General features: G+C 69.6%; 19 protein-coding genes. 12 read left to right on the top strand and 7 right to left on the bottom strand.

The features are described 5' to 3' along the window. Positions 1 to 169: 169 nt before the first annotated feature. From AB4Z09_RS26955 to AB4Z09_RS26945, 3 genes are all read right to left on the bottom strand, one after another. Positions 170 to 1144, bottom strand: coding sequence for a carbohydrate kinase family protein (locus AB4Z09_RS26955; protein WP_442241137.1), 975 nt, complete (start codon positions 1142 to 1144; stop codon positions 170 to 172). Positions 1145 to 1253: 109 nt separating this feature from the next. Further along, positions 1254 to 1604, bottom strand: coding sequence for a HesB/IscA family protein (locus AB4Z09_RS26950; protein ID WP_442241136.1), 351 nt, complete (start codon positions 1602 to 1604; stop codon positions 1254 to 1256). Positions 1605 to 1663: 59 nt separating this feature from the next. Then, positions 1664 to 2752 carry a glycerate kinase family protein gene (locus AB4Z09_RS26945; protein ID WP_442241135.1) on the bottom strand — a complete coding sequence of 363 codons (1089 nt, stop codon included), beginning with the start codon at positions 2750 to 2752 and terminating at the stop codon, positions 1664 to 1666. Positions 2753 to 2859: 107 nt separating this feature from the next. Here AB4Z09_RS26945 and AB4Z09_RS26940 point away from each other — a divergent pair, with 107 nt between their 5' ends. The 4 genes from AB4Z09_RS26940 to AB4Z09_RS26925 all read left to right on the top strand — a co-directional run bounded on the left by AB4Z09_RS26940 (position 2860) and on the right by AB4Z09_RS26925 (position 6065). After that, positions 2860 to 3540 carry a DUF3043 domain-containing protein gene (locus AB4Z09_RS26940; RefSeq protein ID WP_114719246.1) on the top strand — a complete coding sequence of 227 codons (681 nt, stop codon included), beginning with the start codon at positions 2860 to 2862 and terminating at the stop codon, positions 3538 to 3540. Positions 3541 to 3605: 65 nt separating this feature from the next. Then, positions 3606 to 4178 (top strand): bifunctional adenosylcobinamide kinase/adenosylcobinamide-phosphate guanylyltransferase, encoded by a 573-nt coding sequence (gene cobU / locus AB4Z09_RS26935; RefSeq protein WP_114719245.1) that lies wholly within the window; start codon positions 3606 to 3608, stop codon positions 4176 to 4178. A 25-nt stretch (positions 4179 to 4203) separates the two neighbouring features. After that, entirely contained in the window at positions 4204 to 5301 is a 1098-nt protein-coding gene (cobT, locus tag AB4Z09_RS26930; RefSeq protein WP_174911080.1) for a nicotinate-nucleotide--dimethylbenzimidazole phosphoribosyltransferase, read from the top strand. A 2-nt stretch (positions 5302 to 5303) separates the two neighbouring features. Next, positions 5304 to 6065, top strand: coding sequence for an adenosylcobinamide-GDP ribazoletransferase (locus AB4Z09_RS26925; RefSeq protein WP_254622560.1), 762 nt, complete (start codon positions 5304 to 5306; stop codon positions 6063 to 6065). 63 nt (positions 6066 to 6128) lie between these two features. On the opposite strand, the gene AB4Z09_RS26920 is transcribed toward AB4Z09_RS26925, so the two are convergent. After that, on the bottom strand, positions 6129 to 7232 hold the full coding sequence (locus AB4Z09_RS26920; protein WP_174911081.1) for a branched-chain amino acid aminotransferase: 1104 nt from the start codon (positions 7230 to 7232) through the stop codon (positions 6129 to 6131). Between the two features lie 53 nt (positions 7233 to 7285). Then, positions 7286 to 8401 carry a glycine cleavage system aminomethyltransferase GcvT gene (gene gcvT / locus AB4Z09_RS26915; RefSeq protein WP_174911084.1) on the bottom strand — a complete coding sequence of 372 codons (1116 nt, stop codon included), beginning with the start codon at positions 8399 to 8401 and terminating at the stop codon, positions 7286 to 7288. A 134-nt stretch (positions 8402 to 8535) separates the two neighbouring features. On the opposite strand from gcvT, the gene AB4Z09_RS26910 reads away from it, so the two are divergent. Further along, positions 8536 to 10059, top strand: coding sequence for a leucyl aminopeptidase (locus tag AB4Z09_RS26910; protein ID WP_442241134.1), 1524 nt, complete (start codon positions 8536 to 8538; stop codon positions 10057 to 10059). 73 nt (positions 10060 to 10132) lie between these two features. Here the strand turns inward: AB4Z09_RS26910 and AB4Z09_RS26905 are convergent, their stop codons facing one another. After that, complete coding sequence (locus AB4Z09_RS26905; protein WP_174911090.1) at positions 10133 to 10507, bottom strand: oxidoreductase; 375 nt, start codon at positions 10505 to 10507, stop codon at positions 10133 to 10135. Between the two features lie 305 nt (positions 10508 to 10812). Here AB4Z09_RS26905 and sucB point away from each other — a divergent pair, with 305 nt between their 5' ends. The 5 genes from sucB to AB4Z09_RS26880 all read left to right on the top strand — a co-directional run bounded on the left by sucB (position 10813) and on the right by AB4Z09_RS26880 (position 16274). Then, positions 10813 to 12531 carry a 2-oxoglutarate dehydrogenase, E2 component, dihydrolipoamide succinyltransferase gene (gene sucB / locus AB4Z09_RS26900; RefSeq protein ID WP_442241133.1) on the top strand — a complete coding sequence of 573 codons (1719 nt, stop codon included), beginning with the start codon at positions 10813 to 10815 and terminating at the stop codon, positions 12529 to 12531. A gap of 123 nt (positions 12532 to 12654) precedes the next feature. Then, entirely contained in the window at positions 12655 to 13545 is an 891-nt protein-coding gene (locus AB4Z09_RS26895; RefSeq protein WP_442241132.1) for a TIGR01777 family oxidoreductase, read from the top strand. 81 nt (positions 13546 to 13626) lie between these two features. Continuing rightward, positions 13627 to 14388 (top strand): lipoyl(octanoyl) transferase LipB, encoded by a 762-nt coding sequence (gene lipB / locus AB4Z09_RS26890; RefSeq protein WP_174911099.1) that lies wholly within the window; start codon positions 13627 to 13629, stop codon positions 14386 to 14388. Between the two features lie 52 nt (positions 14389 to 14440). Next, positions 14441 to 15457: a lipoyl synthase gene (lipA, locus tag AB4Z09_RS26885; protein ID WP_114719415.1), complete on the top strand. Its 1017-nt coding sequence runs from the start codon at positions 14441 to 14443 to the stop codon at positions 15455 to 15457. Between the two features lie 61 nt (positions 15458 to 15518). Then, positions 15519 to 16274, top strand: a complete 756-nt coding sequence (locus AB4Z09_RS26880; protein ID WP_114719236.1) for a DUF4191 domain-containing protein — start codon at positions 15519 to 15521, stop codon at positions 16272 to 16274. Between the two features lie 91 nt (positions 16275 to 16365). Here the strand turns inward: AB4Z09_RS26880 and AB4Z09_RS26875 are convergent, their stop codons facing one another. Further along, entirely contained in the window at positions 16366 to 16842 is a 477-nt protein-coding gene (locus AB4Z09_RS26875) for an RDD family protein (protein ID WP_114719413.1), read from the bottom strand. Positions 16843 to 17082: 240 nt separating this feature from the next. Between AB4Z09_RS26875 and glnA the strand changes: the two genes are divergently transcribed. After that, the gene (glnA, locus tag AB4Z09_RS26870) at positions 17083 to 18519 is read left to right on the top strand and encodes a type I glutamate--ammonia ligase (RefSeq protein ID WP_114719235.1); all 1437 of its coding nucleotides are present in this window, start codon (positions 17083 to 17085) and stop codon (positions 18517 to 18519) included. A gap of 285 nt (positions 18520 to 18804) precedes the next feature. After that, the coding region (locus AB4Z09_RS26865) for an NAD(P)H-binding protein (protein WP_442241131.1) at positions 18805 to 19098 on the top strand (294 nt) is incomplete at its 3' end.

Below are 19098 nucleotides of genomic sequence, written 5' to 3'. Positions count from 1 at the left end.
GCTGTGGACGGTCCTGTGCTTCATGGTGTGGCACGGCATCTTCGTCGAGAAGCGCATCGTGCCGCAGATTCAGGAGCCGGTGTACCCGGTCAGTCTGTAGGCGCTCCGCGCCCGTGCGCCTTTTTGGTAGCTGGTACTACCGAAAAGGCGCACGGGTGGCGCAGCCGCCTTACGGGAGCAGCGCGGAGATCTCGTCGGCCGCGTCCTTGCCGTACGCCTCGGTGAGACGCTTGATCGCGTCGTCGCGCTGGAACGTCCATTCCTGCGTGCCGACGGTCTCGAGGACGTGGACGGCGACCAGGGAACCCAACTGAGCCGAGCGTTCCAGGCTCAGGCCCGCGCTGTGGGCGAGCAGGAAGCCGGCGCGGAACGCGTCGCCGACACCGGTGGGGTCGACCTTGCCGCGCTCGGGCACGACGCCGACGCGGACCCAGTTGCCCTCGCCGTCGACGATCTCGACCCCCTTCGCGCCGAGGGTGGTGACCCGCAGCCCGACCTGGGCGCGGATCTCTTCCTCCGACAGCCCGGTCTTCTGCTGCAGCAGACCYCACTCGTACTCGTTGGTGAACAGGTACTTGGCGCCGGCGATGAGCTTCTTCGCGTCGTCGCCGGACAGGCGAGCGAGCTGCTGCGACGGGTCCGCCGCGAACGGGATGCCGAGGAGGCGGCACTCGTCGGTGTGGCGGACCATGGCCTCGGGATCGTTGGCCCCGATCAGCACCAGGTCCAGGCCGCCGGCGGACTTCGAGAGGGCGGCGAGTTCGATGTCGCGGGCCTCGCTCATCGCGCCGGGATAGAACGACGCGATCTGCGCCATGTCCTCGTCGGTGGTGCACACGAAGCGGGCCGTGTACGCCGTCTCGGACACGCGCACGCCGCCGCAGTCGACGCCGTTGGACTCGAGCCACGCGCGGTACTCGGCGAAGTCGGCACCGGCCGCGCCGACCAGCAGCGGCGAGCCCCCGAGCACGCCCATCGCGTAGGCGATGTTGCCGCCGACGCCGCCCCGACGGATCACGAGATCGTCGACGAGGAAGCTCAGCGAGATGTGCGCGAGCTGATCGGCAAGCAGCTGCTCGGCGAAGCGGCCCGGGAACCGCATCAGATGGTCGGTGGCGATGGAACCGGTAACCGCAATAGTCACGCGCGGATCCCTTTCAGCTCGGATGGTCTGGTCGGAAACGCAGTCTGACGCGGAGCCCGCCGGTGAGGCAGACTCCGCGTCAGAGTGCGTGGATAAGGTTGTACGGGACTCAGTTGAAGGAGTCGCCGCAGGCGCAGGACCCCGTGGCATTGGGGTTGTCGATCGTGAAGCCCTGCTTCTCGATGGTGTCGACGAAGTCGATCGAGGCGCCCTCGACATACGGCGCGCTCATCCGGTCGACAGCAAGGTTGACGCCGCCGAAATCGACGATCAGGTCACCGTCGAGGTTCCGATCGTCGAAGAACAGCTGGTAGCGCAGTCCCGCACAGCCACCCGGCTGCACGGCGATGCGCAGCGYGAGGTCGTCGCGCCCCTCCTGATCGAGCAGTGCCTTCGCCTTGGCGGACGCAGCCTCGGTCATCTTGACGCCGTGGGTGGCGGTCTCGTTCTGCACAGTCATGGGCTCTCCCTGTCGCTCGTGCCAAACCCGTGATCGCTTCAACGGTACTCTGCGGACCTCTATTCCTCATGTATCGGCCCGATATGGGTGAACCCCGACGCACCCCGCCAACCGTCGGCAACGCACGACGTCAAGGCCGCGAGCCGGGACGCGGCCTCGCTCATCGCGCGCTCGACGGATCCCGCGAACTCGGTGACCGAGAACGCCGCGACGATCCCGGCCGCCCGGGCGGTGTCCCGGTCCACGGCGACCTGGCCGGCGATCACGACGGTCGGCACACCCATCCGGGTCGCGGCGGCGGCGAGCGCGGTGACGAGCTTGCCGCGCAGCGACTGGTGGTCGAACTTGCCCTCTCCGGTGAGCACCAGATCCGCGGACTCCAGCTGCCGCGCCTGTCCGGTGCATTGTGCGACGATCGCGGCGCCCGGTTCACGACGAGCACCGAGTGCGAGCAGCGCGGCGCCCAGGCCTCCGGCCGCACCCGCGCCCGGCAGGTCCGCGATCGGGCCGGCGCCGGCAGCGTCCAGCTCCGTCGCCCACTCCGAGTTGCGCTGCTCGAGCTCCTCGACGGCGGCGGGGTCGGCACCCTTCTGCGGACCGAAGATCCGTGCGGCCCCGTGCTCGCCGAGCAGCGGGTTCTCGACGTCGGTGGCGGCGACCAGCTCGATCGCCGCGAGCCGTCGGCGCGCCCGGTCCAGACCGCCCAGCGCGGCGATCATTCCGCGCCCACCGTCGGTGCAGCAGGACCCGCCGAGACCGACGACGATCCGTCCGGCGCCCGCGTCGATCGCGGCGTCGATCAGCTGCCCCACCCCACGGCTGTGCGCATCGAGGGCGCTGCGCGGGGTCGGTGGCCCGTCGAGCAACCCGAGCCCGACGGCCTGCGCCGATTCGACGTACGCGGTGTCGGYGGCGAGCACCCAGCGCGCGTCGGCCGGCCGGCCGAGCGGTCCCTCCACCCGAACGGACCTGATTCCCCCGACGGTGGCCGAAATCACGTCGACGAATCCCGGGCCGCCGTCGGACTGCGGTGCGAGCACGACGACATCGTCGGGTCGCGCGGTCTCCCACCCGGAGGCCATCGCCTCGGCCRCCTGTACAGCAGTGAGGGTTTCACCGAACGAGTCGGGGGCGATGAGCACACGCATCAGCGGAGTGTATGGCGCTGCCCCGACCTCGGCATTTCGGGGCGGGTCCTGGTGGTTCCACGGTGGTCGGTTTCGCCAGCACGGCAGTTATCCCATAGCCTGGATGCGTGAAGCTGCTACGCCGAGGCGACTCTGACAATTCCGACAAACGCGATGGTGCGGCCGCCGGAGAGATCACCGAGTCGACCGCGACGACCGCGGAGACGATCGAGACCGCCGGGGCCGCGACCCCCGGCAAGGGCCGCCCGACGCCCAAGCGCCGCGAGGCCGAGGCCAAGCGTCGTGGCCCCGTCGCACCCGCTCCGCTCACCGCCAAGGAGGCCCGGGCCCGCCGCAAGGCCACCCGTGGTTCCAAGGAGGAGCGCAAGGCGGCCGCCGCGGAGCGCCGTGCCGACTCCGCCGACCGTCGTGCCCGCATGCTCGCCGGCGAGGACAAGTACCTGCTGCCGCGCGACAAGGGTCCGGTCCGCGCGTACGCCCGCGACATCGTCGACAGCCGCCGCAATCTGGTCGGCATGTTCATGCCGCTCGCGCTGGTGCTGATCATGGCGATGTTCCTGAGCCCGGTCATACAGAACTTCGTCACACTCGCGATGCTCGTGATGATGCTGTTCATGGCCGGCGAGGGCTACTTCCTCGGCCGCATGATCAACAACAAGGTGCGCGAGCGCTTCCCCGACAGCACCGACGGCGGGTTCAAGCTGGGCTGGTACGCGTTCGTGCGCGCCTCGCAGATCCGCAAGATGCGCGCACCGAAGCCGCGGGTCGGCCCCGGCGACGCCGTCTGACCCACACACCGACTCGGGCCGGTCCTCGCACTGCGGGGACCGGCCCGAGTCGATTGGTAGCGTCTATGCCCGTGCCCTCCCCCGATTCGCCCCGCCCCCGCCGCACACTCGTCCTCGGCGGCGCCCGGTCGGGCAAGTCGGCACATGCAGAGGGCCTGCTCGACGACGTCGAGGCCGGCGCGCCGGTGCGGTACGTCGCGACCGCCCGCCGGTACCCGGACGACCACGACTGGGAGTCCCGGATCGACCAGCACCGCAGCCGCCGACCGGCGTCGTGGGCGACGGTCGAGACCGGCCGCGACGGCGACCTCATCGATGTCCTCACCGATCCGGACGCGCATCCCCCGACGCTCGTCGACGACCTGGGCACCTGGCTCACCGGTGAGCTCGACGACGCGAACGCGTGGGACGCCCCCCGCGGCACCGTCGAGCCGAACATCGACGCACTGGTCCGCGCGGTCGACGCGTATCCGGGCCGGTTGCTACTCGTGAGTCCCGAGGTGGGCCTGGGCGTGATCCCCGAGACTCGCTCGGGAAGGCTGTTCCGCGACGAGATCGGCGCCCTCAATTCCCGGTTGGCCGCAGTGTGCGACGACGTGATCCTCGTCGTCGCGGGCATCGCCCTGACGCTCAAATGATCGGCGCTCAAATGAAAGGCCTAGCGTGACAAGCGAATCCGTGAGTCCATCCGCCCCCGACTTCGAACCTCCCGTCCCGCCGGACGCAGAGATCCGGGATCAGGCCCAGGCTCGCCAGTTGCTGCTGACCAAGCCGACCGGATCCCTCGGACGGCTCGAGGACCTGTCCGTGTGGGCGGCCGCCTGCCAGGGTGTCTGCCCGCCGCACATCTTCGCCGATCCCCGCGTCGTCGTCTTCGCCGGCGACCACGGCATCGCCCGCGGCGGCGTATCGGCGTATCCGCCGGAGGTCACCGCGCAGATGGTCGCCAACTTCCGCGACGGCGGGGCCGCCGTCAACATCCTCGCCTCGATCGCCGGTGCCGCGGTGCGCGTGGTGGACCTGGCAGTGGACGCGGACACGGATCCGTCGGTGTCGGCCTACAAGATCCGCCGCTCGTCGGGATCGATCGACCGCGAGGACGCGTTGACGCACGAGGAGACGCTGCGCGCGATCGCCGCGGGCCGCGCCATCGCGGACGAGGAGGTGGATTCGGGTGCCGATCTGCTGATCGCGGGCGAGATGGGCATCGGGAACACCACGCCCGCGACGGTCCTCATCGCCGCCCTCACCGACACCGAACCGGTCGCTGCCGTCGGACGCGGCACCGGCATCGACGACGCGGGATGGATGCGCAAGACGGCCGCCGTGCGCGACGCCCTGCGTCGGGCCCGGCCCTACGTGCGGGACGCGGTGGGCCTGCTGCGCACCGTGTCGGGCGCCGACCTGGCCGCGATGGCCGGGTTCCTCGCACAGGCCGCGGTCCGCCGGACCCCGGTGATCGTCGACGGTCTGGTCGTGACGTCGTCGGCGCTGGTCGCGGAGGAACTCGCCCCCGGCGCCCGCGAGTGGTGGGTGGCCGGCCACCGGTCCACCGAACCCGCCCACACGATCGCGCTGCGACACCTGGGACTCGACCCGATCCTCGGCCTGAACATGCGTCTCGGTGAGGGTTCGGGTGCCGTCGCGGCGCTGCCGATCCTGCAGGGCGCGGTGGCGACACTCGCCCACATGGCCACTTTCGACCAGGCCGGCGTGAGCAACAACACCGAACCCGAATCCGAACCGACGGAATCGAACTGATCGTGCGCGCCGCGGTGACCGGCCTCTCGCTGGCGCTGTCGTGGCTGACGGTGCTGCCGGTCCGCGGCCCGCACGACATCGGTCGCCCGGAAGGTCGGCGCGCGATCGCGGCGGCGCCCGCGGTCGGTGCCCTGCTCGGCGCCGCGGTCGCCGGCGCGCTGTGGGTGCTGTCGGAGACCGGACTCGATCCCACACTCGCCGGACTGCTGACGGTCGGTGCACTGGCGCTGGCCACCCGCGGCATGCACGTCGACGGACTGGCCGACACCGCGGACGGCCTCGGGTGCTACGGAGCGCCGGAGCGCGCCCGTGAGGTGATGCGCAGCGGTGGCGCTGGTCCGTTCGGCGTCGCGGCGCTGATCGTGACCATCGGCGTGCAGGCCCTGTCGTTCGGCGCGCTGGGCGCGGCCCAGCAGTGGGCGGGCGTGATCGTGGCCGTCACCGCGGGCCGGGTCGCGGTCGTGATCGCCTGCCGGCGCGGAGTTCCCGCCTCCAGCCCACGCGGCTTCGGCGCGCTGGTCGCCGACTCCCAGGGCCGGTGGGCTGTCGGACTGTGGACCGTCGTTCTCGCGGCCGCGGCCGTGTGGGCGGTCCCCGACCGGTGGTGGCAGGGGCCTGTGGTGATCGTTGCAGTTCTCGCCGTCGCCGCCTTCCTGATCCGGCACTGCGCGCGTCGGTTCGACGGCATCAACGGCGACGTCCTCGGTGCCACACTGGAATTCGCGGTCGCCGCCACCGCGGTCGGGTTCCTGCTCGGAGGCTGACCCCGAGAAGCGAATCGGGCCCTCCCGCAGCAGCGGAAGGGCCCGATCGTCGACTGCAGAAACTCAGCGCAGCTTGGTCATCCAGCCGTGGGTGTCGGCGAACGTGCCGCGCTGGATACCGGTGAGCGTGTCGCGCAGCGCCATCGTGACCTTGCCCGGCTCGCCGTCGGCGATCGTGAACTCGCCCTCGGCGGACTTCACCCGGCCGACCGGCGTGATGACGGCGGCGGTACCGCACGCGAACACCTCGGTGATCTCACCGGAGACGGTCTTCTCACGCCATTCGTCGGTGCTGATCCGGCGCTCCTCCACCGCGAAGCCGGCGTCGGTGGCGAGGCTCAGCAGCGAGTTGCGGGTGATGCCGGGCAGCAGCGAACCGGACAGCGACGGCGTCACCAGGCGCGCGTCGGGACCCGAGCCGAAGACGAAGAACAGGTTCATCCCGCCCATCTCCTCGACGTACTTGCGCTCGATCGCGTCGAGCCACACCACCTGGTCGCAGCCCTCGTCGGAGGCCTGCGCCTGCGCCAACAGCGACGCCGCGTAGTTGCCGGCGAACTTGGCGGCACCCGTGCCGCCCGGTGCAGCGCGGACGTACTCACGCGAGAGCCACACGCTCACGGGCTTGACGCCCCGCGGGAAGTACGCACCGGCCGGGGAGGCGATCAGCAGGTAGCGGTACTCCTTGGCGGGGCGGACACCCAGTCCGGCCTCGGTGGAGAACATGAAGGGGCGCAGGTACAGCGAGTCCTCGCCGCCGGCCGCGGGAACCCAATCGCTGTCGACGTCGAGCAGTGCGTCGATCGATCCGACGAACAGGTCGTCCGGCAGCTCCGGCATCGCGAGGCGGCGCGCCGACTGACGCAGCCGCTCGGCATTGGCCGTCAGACGGAACGATGCGATACCGCCGTCCGGCTGGCGGTACGCCTTGAGTCCCTCGAAGATCGCCTGCCCGTAGTGCAGCACCATGCCGGCCGGATCGAGCTCGATCGGGGCGTACGGCAGCACCTCGGCGTCGTGCCAGCCCCGGCCCTCGGTGTACATGATCGACACCATGTGATCGGTGAAGTACCGACCGAACCCGGGCGCTTCCAGAATCTCGCGCCGCGCCTCTTCGGTCGCGGGAGAGGGATGCTGGATGCGCGCGAATTCGAGGCCGTCTGTCATAAGCCGTGATCCTATCTAACGGAGTTGCGCCGCTTTTTCCCTGGTATCGAGCGTTACTTGGTGTGGACCGGCACGAACGGCGGCGTGACGACCTCGCAGCGCAGACTACGCCCGCGCACATCGACGCTGACCTCGTCGCCCGCCTTCAGCGCAGTCCCGGTGTCCAGCAACGCAAGTGCGATCCCCACCTTGAGGGTCGGGGAGAACGTCCCCGACGTGGTCTCACCGATCGGAGCGCCGCCGAGGGAGACGGTCTGTCCCTGCCGCAGCACACCGCGGTCGAGGGCCTTGATTCCCCACAACCGCCGGACGGGCCCGGCCTCCTTCTCCGTGACGAGCGCCTCACGGCCCCAGAACTGCGGCTTGGACCACCCGATGGCCCACCCGCAACGCGCCTGCAACGGCGAGATGTCCAGCGAGAGCTCGTGTCCGTGCAGCGGGTAGCCGGCCTCGGTGCGCAGCGTGTCACGAGCGCCCAGGCCCGCGACCTCGCCGCCCTCGGCGCGGACCGCGTCGAGCAGAGCCCGGAACAGGGCCTCGCTGTCGTCCCAGCGCGGCAGCACCTCGAAGCCGCGCTCACCGGTGTAACCGCTGCGGCACACCCGCACCGGGACACCGTTCCACTCCATGTCCGCAAAGCCCATGTACTCGATGTCCGCGATCTCGATGTCACCGCGCAGTCCCAGCGCGGCGAGGACGTCGCCGGACTTGGGGCCCTGGACCGCGAGCACGCCGTAGTCGCGGTGCTGGTCGGTGACCGTGACGCCGGCGGGCGCGGCGGCCGCCAGGCGGGCGACGACCTCGGCGGTGTTCGCCGCGTTCGGCACCAGGAACACCTCGTCGTCGGCCACGTAGTACGCAATCAGATCGTCGACGACGCCGCCGGTCTCGGTGCAGCACAACGTGTACTGGGCCTGGCCGGGGCCCACCTTCGCGAGATCCGCGGTGAGCGTCCCGTTGACGAAGTCGGCAGCACCCGCACCCTTCACCAACGCCTTGCCGAGGTGGCTGACGTCGAACAGGCCCACCGACTCGCGGACCGCGGTGTGCTCGGCGACGGTGCCGGCGTACGAGACGGGCATCTGCCACCCACCGAACGGCGCGAACGTGGCACCGAGGTCGACGTGGACGGAATGGATGGGGCCCTGCAGCAGGCTCGCGTCGCTCATGAGGGACAACGCTAGCCGACGCCGTCGGCGCACTAACATCGGAATTCGGCCGTCGACTTCCCACGCGACACACCGGCCTGTCGCACCCAGACAGTCGCAACCCGACAGTCGCAACCAACCAATCTGGAGATGCCGTGCCCGCAACTTCCTCCCCCACCCGTCCCCTCGGACCCGACGTCGCACTCGCCGGTTCCCTCGGCAAGCGCGTCGATGTACTCGTGATCGGTCTCACCACCGGATCCGACGGCCCCGAGGCGCTCCTGGGCAGCGGGGTGGACGAGGACGTGCTGGCGGCGCTGCTCGACGACCTGCAGGCCGTCGGCGCCACCGGCAAGGCCGAGGAACTCACCCGCGTCCCGGCTCCCGCCGGACTGCCGGTATCGAGCGTCCTGGCCGTCGGCCTCGGCGCCGCCGACAAGATCGACGCCGAGCAGGTCCGCAAGTCCGCCGGCGTCGCCGCCCGTTCCCTGTCCGGGGTTGCCACCGCCGCGACGACGCTGTCCTCGGTCGACCTCGGCGCGGCCGCCGAGGGCTTCTTCCTGGGCGCGTACACGTTCGCCGAGTTCAAGTCGAGCAAGTCGGCGCCGGGGCCGGATGCCCAGCCTGTCGGCCGCGTCGAACTGCTCGTCGAGTCGCCGCGCGCGAAGGAGCCCAAGGCCGTCCTCGCCCGGTCGGTCGCGATCGCGAAGGCCGTCGCGACGGCCCGCGAGTTCGTCAACACTCCCCCCAGCCACCTGTTCCCGGCCGAGTTCGCCGACCGCGCCAAGGCACTCGGCACCGGCGCCGGGCTGACGGTCAAGGTCCTCGACGAGGAGGCGCTCGCCAAGGCCGGCTTCGGCGGCATCGTCGGCGTCGGCAAGGGTTCGTCCCGTCAGCCCCGCCTGGTGCAGATGACGTATTCGGGCAGCAAGCGCCGCGGGGTCAAGAAGGTCGCGCTCGTCGGCAAGGGCATCACCTTCGACACCGGCGGCATCTCCATCAAGCCGGCCGCCGGCATGGAGAACATGACCTCCGACATGGGCGGCGCCGCTGCTGTCATCGCGACCGTCGTGCTCGCCGCCGAGCTGAAGCTGCCCGTCGACGTCACCGCATGGGTGCCGATGGCCGAGAACATGCCGTCGGCCACCGCGCAGCGCCCCGGCGACGTCCTGACGCAGTATGGCGGCACCACCGTCGAGGTGATCAACACCGACGCCGAGGGTCGCCTGGTCCTGGCCGACGCCATCGCCCGCGCCTGCGAGGACGCGCCCGACTACCTGATCGACACCGCGACGCTGACCGGCGCACAGATGGTGGCGCTGGGCAACCGCACGCCCGGCGTGATGGGCACCGACGAGTTCCGCGACCGCGTCGCGGCGATCTCGCAGGAGATCGGCGAGAACGCGTGGCCGATGCCGATGCCCGCCGAGCTGCGCGGCGACCTCAACTCCCGGGTCGCGGACCTGGCGAACGTCACCCCGCACCGCTGGGGCGGCATGCTCGCGGCCGGTCTCTTCCTGAAGGAGTTCGTCGCCGACGGCGTGCAGTGGGCGCACATCGACGTCGCCGGTCCGGCGTTCAACACCGGAGGCCCGTTCGGCTACACCGGCAAGGGCGGCACCGGGGTCCCGGTCCGCACGATGATCTCGGTGCTCGAGGACATCGCCGCCAACGGATAGTTTCCCCACTTGCTCGTTGCACGTCCGACGGGCCCGTCCAGACCTGGGCGGGCCCGTCGGGCGTGCGCCGCGTTCACAGCTCGGGGTCGCCCCGCAGCAGCTCGCGTTCGCGCTCCCGCTTGCGCTCCCGCTTGCGCTCGATCCGGCGCCGCGCGTCGAAGTCGCGCATCCGCTGCGGGTAGCCCGTCTTGCGGACGTCGTACACCGGGATGTGCAGGTCCTCGCCGAGCCTCCGGGCGCCACGTTCACCGCCGACCTTGCGGCGGGTCCATTCGCCGTCCGCCGCGACGAGCACCACCGTCACCTCCGTCACCGTGGTCTGGGGTTCGACGTACGCCTCGACCCCGTGGTGCGAGTGCGCCCAGTCCGCGAGGTGCCGTGCGTCGGACTCCGCGTCGGACGTCGGACGCGACGACCGCCCGCGCGTGAATCGGCCGAACAACCCCACGTGAACTCTCCTCCCTGCCCGCCACGGACCGGTCCGCGACGATCTGTCCGATTTTGCCAGCAGACGCGCTCGACGACGAGGAATTTCACATGACCCGCCCCTCGGAGGACACGGTCTGGGCATCAATGAAAGGATGGGCGCAGCGCGCCGCACGACGGGTCCGAAGCGCAGCACACCACCGGAGTGAGGCGCCTCGGAAACGTCGTACACCGCCGCAGGAACCGTGCATCTCGAGCACAATGGTTTTCGACCACAAGTCGACAAAACTCAACAACCCGAACACAACCGTCGAGGAGTCAAAAGAAATGGCCTTCTCCGTCCAGATGCCAGCCCTTGGTGAATCCGTCACCGAGGGAACTGTCACGCGGTGGCTCAAGCAGGAAGGAGACACGGTCGAAGTAGACGAGCCTTTGCTCGAAGTCTCCACCGACAAGGTCGACACCGAGATCCCGTCCCCCGTCGCCGGCGTTCTGACCAAGATCGTCGCTCAGGAGGATGACACCGTCGAGATCGGTGGCGAGTTGGCCGTGATCGGTGACGCCGGTGAGGCTCCCGCGCCCGCCGCCGAGGCCGCTCCCGCCGCCGCCGAACCGGCCGCTGCTCCCGCGCCCGCCGCCGAGGCCGCTCCCGCACCTGCCGCAGCCCCCGCCGCTGCGCCTGCTGCCGGTGCCGCGTCCGGCACGGCCGTCACCATGCCGGAACTGGGCGAGTCCGTCACCGAGGGCACCGTCACCCGTTGGCTCAAGGCTGTCGGTGACGAGGTCGCCGTGGACGAGCCCCTGCTCGAGGTCTCCACCGACAAGGTCGACACGGAGATCCCGTCGCCCGTCGCCGGCATCCTCCTCGAGATCAGTGCGCAGGAAGACGACACCGTCGACGTGGGCGGTCAGCTCGCGGTCATCGGTTCGGGTGCGCCTGCCGCCGCAGCACCGGCCGCTCCGGCTCCGGCTCCCGCGCCGGCAGCTCCCGCTCCGGCCCCCGCCGCAGCACCGGCTCCGGCCCCCGCCGCTCCGGCAGCACCTGCTGCTCCCGCAGCACCGGCCGCTCCCGCTGCCGCTCCGGCCGCCGCTGCGCCCTCGGGTGACGCGCCGTACGTGACGCCGCTGGTTCGCAAGCTCGCCGCCGACAACAACGTCGACCTGGCGAAGGTCACCGGCACCGGTGTCGGCGGACGCATCCGCAAGCAGGACGTCCTCGCCGCCGCCGACGCCGCGAAGGCCCCTGCCGCGGCACCGGCTCCCGCCGCCGCTGCCGCCCCGGCCCCCGCCGCCACCGCCGGCGTGCGTCCGGAGCTCGCTCACCTGCGTGGCACCACGCAGAAGGTCAACCGGATCCGTCAGATCACGGCCGTCAAGACTCGCGAGTCGCTGCAGACCACGGCGCAGCTCACGCAGACCTTCGAGGTCGACGTCACCCGGATCGCCGCGCTGCGCGCCCAGGCCAAGGCCGACTTCGCCGAGCGCGAGGGCGTCAACCTGACGTTCCTGCCGTTCTTCGCGAAGGCCGTGGTCGAGGCGCTCAAGGTTCACCCGAACGTGAACGCGAGCTACAACGAGGGCGCCAAGGAGATCACCTACCACGCGGCCGAGCACCTCGGCATCGCCGTGGACACCGAGCAGGGTCTGCTCTCCCCGGTGATCCACAACGCCGGTGACCTGTCGCTGGCCGGTCTGGCCCGCGCGATCGCGGACATCGCCAAGCGTGCCCGCAGCGGTGGCCTCAAGCCTGACGAGCTCTCCGGTGGCACCTTCACCATCACCAACATCGGCAGCCAGGGCGCCCTGTTCGACACCCCGATCCTGGTTCCGCCGCAGGCGGCGATGCTGGGCACCGGCGCGATCGTCAAGCGTCCGGTCGTGGTCCAGGACGAGAACGGCAACGAGTCCATCGGCGTCCGCTCGATGTGCTACCTGCCGCTCACCTACGATCACCGTCTGGTCGACGGTGCGGATGCGGGTCGCTTCCTGACCACCATCAAGCAGCGTCTCGAAGAGGCGTCGTTCGAGGCCGATCTGGGCCTGTAAGGTCCACCGGATCTCGATCACGACACCAGTCGTCGCCAGGGGCACCATTTCCGCAAGGAGTGGTGCCCCTCGGCGTTTCGGTCACCGCCTGTGACCGGCCGTCACCGCTCGAGGAGAAATGCCATGCGAATCGTCGTCGCCGGCTCGTCCGGAATGATCGGGCAGGCCCTGGTCGCGTCAATGAGGACCGGCGGCCACGACGTGACGAGGCTGGTGCGCCGTCGCCCCTCGAGGGCCGACGAGTTCGAGTGGGACCCGCAGCACGGCGTCGTCGATGCCGAGGTCCTGCGCGGCGCCGACGCGGTCGTGAACCTGTGCGGGGCGGGCATCGGCGACAAACGCTGGTCGGGCGCCTACAAGCAGGCCATCCGGGACAGCCGGCTCACCGCGACGGACGTCCTGGCCCGCGCCGTCGCCGACGCGGCGGTGCCCGTTCTCGTCAACGGCAGCGCGGTCGGCTACTACGGCGATACCGGTGACCGGGTCGTCGACGAGAGCGCGCCGTCGGGCAGCGGATTCCTGGCGGCGGTGTGCCGGGACTGGGAGGCCGCGACGGCGCCCGCCCGCGCGGCCGGCGTGCGGACCGTGTCGCTGCGCACCGCGACGGTGCTCGCGCCCACCGGCGGCATGCTCGGGAAGCTGCGTCCGCTGTATTCGCTCGGTCTGGGCGGCCGACTCGGCAGCGGCCGTCAGTACATGTCGTGGATCTCTCTCGCCGACGAGATCGCGGCCATCGAGTTCGTAATCGCCCGCGACGACCTCCACGGCCCCGTGAACCTGTGCGCGCCGGAACCGGTCACCAACAAGCGCTTCAATGCGGCGCTGGGCGGGGCCCTGCACCGTCCCGCACCGTGGGTGGTGCCGGGGTTCKCCGTCTCCGCGCTGATCGGCGAGTTCGCACAGGAGGCGGTGCTGTCCGGGCAGCGCGCAGTTCCGACGGCCCTCGACGGCGCCGGATTCACGTTCCGGCACAGCACGATCGACGACGCACTCGCCTACGCCTGCGCCCGCTGAGCACGGACCGAGCGGCACCGTGTGCCCGTACCCGGACCGCCGGGTCGGCGCCGGCGGATGCCAGGCGTAACGTCTGGGTCCATGAGCAGTGCCACCGCATCGGCCCGATTCAGCACACAGCCGATGGCCGTCGAACATCTCGGACGCATCGACTACATGACGGCGTGGGATCGCCAGCGCGATCTCGCCACGACCCGCGCCGACGACGTCGGTCCCGACACCCTGTTGCTGCTCGAGCATCCGGCCGTCTACACCGCCGGCCGTCGCACCGCCCCCGAGGACCGTCCCGTCGACGGGACGCCCGTGATCGACGTCGACCGTGGCGGCAAGATCACGTGGCACGGCCCCGGCCAGTTGGTGGGATACCCGATCGTCAAGCTCGCCGAGCCGGTCGATGTCGTCAGCTATGTGCGACGGATCGAGCAGGCCCTCATCACCGTGTGTACCGATCTGGGGATCACGTGCGGACGCGTCGAGGGGCGGTCCGGCGTGTGGCTGCCGGCCTCCCTGGTCGACGGCAACTGGCTGCCAGAGCGCAAGGTCGCCGCGATCGGCGTCCGGGTGCAGCGCGGGGTGACGATGCATGGCTTCGCACTGAACTGCAATTCCGTCCTGGACGGCTTCGACAACATCGTGCCGTGCGGAATCAAGGACGCCGGTGTCACGACGCTGTCGCGCGAGTTGGGTCGCGACGTGACGATCGACGACGTCACTCCGGCGGTCACGGTGGCGGTCATGGCGGCGCTCGCCGGCGAGCTTCCGGTGACGGTTCACGACATCGAGCGTGTGACCTTCGACACTGCACTTCAGACGCCCGAGTTCACCACCGTCAGGTTCGGCTGAGCACCCCCGCCCAGCCCCGGACGACGGATCGGTCAGGCGTACCATCGAGCACGTGACTGTCGCCCCAGAAGGACGGAAGCTTCTCCGCATCGAGATCCGAAACGCGGAAACGCCGATCGAACGCAAGCCCAACTGGATCCGAACCCGCGCCAAGATGGGTCCGGAGTACACCGAGCTCAAGGGCTTGGTGAAGAACGAAGGCCTGCACACGGTCTGCGAGGAAGCCGGCTGCCCCAACATCTACGAGTGCTGGGAGGACCGGGAGGCAACGTTCCTCATCGGTGGCGAACAGTGCACGCGCCGTTGCGATTTCTGCCAGATCGATACCGGTAAGCCCACCGCGCTCGACCGTGACGAGCCGCGTCGTGTCGCCGAGAGCGTCCGCTCGATGGGCTTGCGCTACTCCACGATCACCGGCGTCGCCCGCGACGATCTGCCCGACGGTGGTGCGTGGTTGTACGCGGAGACGGTCCGCCAGATCCACGCTCTCAACCCGGGCACCGGCGTCGAGAATCTCGTCCCCGACTTCAACGGCAAGCCGGACCTGCTGGCCGAGGTGTTCGAGTCCCGTCCGGAGGTGCTCGCGCACAACCTGGAGACGGTGCCGCGGATCTTCAAGCGGATCCGGCCGGCGTTCCGGTACGAGCGCTCGCTGGGTGTCCTCACCGCGGCCCGCGACTTCGGTCTGGTCACCAAGTCCAACCTGATCCTCGGCATGGGCGAGACCCCGGAGGAAGTGCATCAGGCGATGGTCGACCTGCACGAGGCCGGCTGCGACATCCTCACCATCACTCAGTACCTGCGGCCGTCGCCGCGGCACCACCCCGTGGAGCGGTGGGTCAAGCCGGAGGAGTTCGTCGAGCACTCCAAGGCAGCCGAGGAGATCGGCTTCGCCGGTGTCATGGCCGGGCCGCTGGTCCGCTCGTCATACCGTGCCGGTCGCCTGTACGCGCAGGCGATGGCACATCACGGCCGCGCTCTCCCCGAGGGGCAGGCCCATCTCGCCGAGGCCGGTAGCGCCTCGCAGGAGGCCAGCTCGGTCCTCGAGCGCCTCGCCACCCGCGCCTGACGTGCTCGGTCCCCTCACCGCGCGCGTAGTCGGGCGCGGTGAGGGTCGTATCCTGTGAGGTATGGCGAACGGCAGTAAGTCCGGAAAAGCGGGCAAACCAAGCAAGGAAGCGAAGGCTGCGGCGAAGGCGGCCCGCAAGCAGGCGTCCAAGGAACGCCGGACTCAGCTCTGGCAGGCGTTCCAGATGCAGCGCAAGGAAGACAAGCTGCTGCTGCCGCTGCTGATCGGCACGCTGGTGCTCAGCGCCGTCGTGTTCTTCCTGATCGGCCTCATCTTCGGGATCGAGTGGTTCCTGCTGCCGATCGGCATCCTCATCGGCGTCCTGCTCGGCTTCATCATCTTCGGCAAGCGTGTCCAGAAGACCGTCTACGGCAAGGCCGAGGGTCAGGCCGGCGCGGCCGCGTGGGCACTCGAGAACATGCAGGGTTCGTGGCGCGTGACGAATGCGGTCACCGGCACCACCCAGCTCGACGCGGTGCACCGTGTGATCGGCCGACCCGGCGTGATCCTGGTCGCCGAGGGTTCACCGCAGCGCGTCAAGGGTCTGCTCGCGCAGGAGAAGAAGAAGACCGCGCGACTGGTCGGCGACACCCCGATCTACGACTTCATCGTCGGCAACGAGGAGGGCCAGGTCCCGCTGTCGCAGCTGGCCAAGCACCTGGGCAAGCTGCCGCGCAACATCGACACCAAGCGGATGGACACCATCGAGTCCCGCCTGGCTGCCCTCGGTAGCCGCAGCGGCTCCGCGCTCCCCAAGGGCCCGCTGCCGCCCGGCGCGAAGATGAAGGGCATGCAGCGCACGATCCGTCGTCGCTGACGCGCCGCTCCCCCATGTGACCGAATGTCACATCGGTTCAGTCGGACTGAACCGATGTGACATTCGGCGTTTCACGGGTGGGGCGACTCGCTCAGCGGGTGCGGACGAGCGCGGTGCCGGTGGCGCGGTCGTGCATGCCGCGTCCGTCGACGTCGGTGATGACGGCGGGCGCGATGAACACGATGAGCGCCTGCCGGGCCAGGGCCCGCAGGAAACCGACGCGCACCGGGCCGTCGACGCGGGCCACCTGCAGGCCCATCATGTACTGGCCCGGGGTGAACGAGAACAGCGAGACGCACACGAGGCCGACGGCGAACCACAGCATCAGCGTGTAGGTGCCGACGAGGGAGTTCTCGAGGGGCGCCTCGCCGATCAGCAGCATCACGACGCCGGCCGAGGTGAACCAGTCGATCGCCAGCGCGGCGATGCGGCGGCCGGTCGAGGTCAGGGCGCCCGGTCCGTCGGCCGGCAGGCCCAGCAGTTCGCCGCGGTAGGCCTGCGCCTGCGTCTGATCCTTGGGCAGAGCCGCGGAAGGTCCGGAGAGCCAGGAGCCGGTCATACGTGACATGCCGTCCAGGATAGGCGTCGACGTGCGCATACCGGCGGGCCGTCGCCCCATCGGTGCCGCTCGTCACACCCGTGACCGGTGTATCTGGTCACATTCACCGCGCGTACGTCGAGCGAACTCCGACGTGTAACACCCGCGAAACATAGGCTTGATTAACGGGCAACACCGGCTCTCTACCGTCTTGCCTCGACGAAACCGCCGAAACCCAACCGGCAGGTAACCGACTGAAGGAGCACCAACGTGGCTTTCACCACAGCCGAAGAGGTCATCAAGTACATCGCCGACCAAGAAGTCGAGTACGTGGACATCCGATTCAGCGACCTGCCCGGCGTTCAGCAGCACTTCTCCATCCCCGCGTCCGCGTTCAACCAGGACGTGTTCGAGGACGGCCTCGCGTTCGACGGCTCCTCGGTGCGCGGCTTCCAGTCGATCCACGAGTCCGACATGATGCTGCTCCCCGACGTGTCGACCGCGCGGATCGATCCGTTCCGCAAGGCACGCACGCTGAACATGGACTTCTTCGTCCACGATCCGTTCACCCGCGAGGCCTACAGCCGCGACCCGCGCAACGTCGCCCGTAAGGCCGAGGAGTACCTGGTCAGCACCGGGATCGCCGACACCGCCTTCTTCGGCGCCGAGGCCGAGTTCTACATCTTCGACTCGGTCCGCTACGACTCGGCGATGAACGGCGCATTCTACGAGGTGGACTCGATCTCGGGTGCATGGAACACCGGCGCCGAGGTCAACGCCGACGGCAGCCCCAACCTCGGCTACAAGGTCCGCGCCAAGGGTGGCTACTTCCCCGTCGCCCCGTACGACCACTACGTCGACCTGCGTGACGCGATCTCGACCAACCTGACCAACGCCGGCTTCGAGCTCGAGCGCGGTCACCACGAGGTGGGCACCGGTGGTCAGCAGGAGATCAACTACAAGTTCAACACGCTGCTCGCGGCGGCCGACGACCTGCAGCTGTTCAAGTACATCGTGAAGAACACCTGCTGGCAGTATGGCAAGTCGGCCACCTTCATGCCGAAGCCGCTGTTCGGCGACAACGGCTCGGGCATGCACGTGCACCAGTCGCTGTGGAAGGACGGCAAGCCGCTGTTCCACGACGAGGCCGGTTACGCGGGCCTGTCGGACCTGGCTCGCTGGTACATCGGCGGCATCCTGCACCACGCGCCGTCGCTGCTCGCGTTCACGAACCCGACGATCAACTCCTACCACCGCCTGGTGCCGGGCTACGAGGCCCCCATCAACCTGGTGTACAGCCAGCGCAACCGTTCCGCGGCCGTGCGTATCCCGATCACGGGCAACAACCCGAAGGCCAAGCGCCTCGAGTTCCGCGCACCGGACTCGTCGGGCAACCCGTACCTGAACTTCGCGGCGCAGATGATGGCCGGCCTGGACGGCATCAAGAACAAGATCGAGCCGATGGCTCCGGTCGACAAGGATCTCTACGAGCTCCCGCCGGAGGAGGCCCGCAACATCCCGCAGGCCCCCACCAGCCTGAACGCGGTCATCGATCGCCTCGAGCAGGATCACGACTACCTGACCGAGGGTGGCGTCTTCACCACCGACCTGATCGAGACCTGGATCTCGCTCAAGCGCGAGCAGGAGATCGCCCCGGTCAACCTGCGTCCGCACCCGTACGAGTTCTCGCTGTACTACGACTGCTGAGTCAGATAGTGCGCTGACCTGCTGCACTACGTGACGCCACCCGCGTCCGTCCCCAGCAGTTCCCGAGTCGACCCGCTCCGCGATCACAGATCCGATCGCCGAGCGGGTCGACTCGTCTGTATCCGGCCACGGATGCGGCAGCGAACTCCGGTACGTTCCCGAGCGGCCTAGCCTGATTGAAGTGCCACATGCACGACTGGCGCCGCGAGCCGAGGTGCATGCCAAAAGGGCTCGACGCACCAGAGACAGGTTCGATCACACTTCCACGCGGACGGAGACCGACCGATGGATGCCGACAACCTTGTTCTCGTTCCCGGCGCCGGCGGCGTGGGCCGCGTCATCGTCGACCGACTGCGCGCGCTCGACGYACCGGTTCGTGTGATGGTCCGCCGCGTCGATGATCGCGCCGACGAGTTGTCCGCGCTCGGCGTGGAGGTCGTCGTCGGCGATCTGACCAGGCCGGAGACCGTTGCGGCCGCGCTCGAGGGTGTGGGGCGGATGCATTTCGGAATGAGTGTGTCACCGGACCATCTGCTGGCGGCGACCGTGGTGGCCACCGTGGCGCGGGAATACGGGAGG

This window comes from Rhodococcus sp. TAF43, assembly GCF_052113525.1.
Lineage (GTDB): Bacteria > Actinomycetota > Actinomycetes > Mycobacteriales > Mycobacteriaceae > Prescottella.
This window is presented reverse-complemented; position numbering and strand designations above follow the sequence as displayed.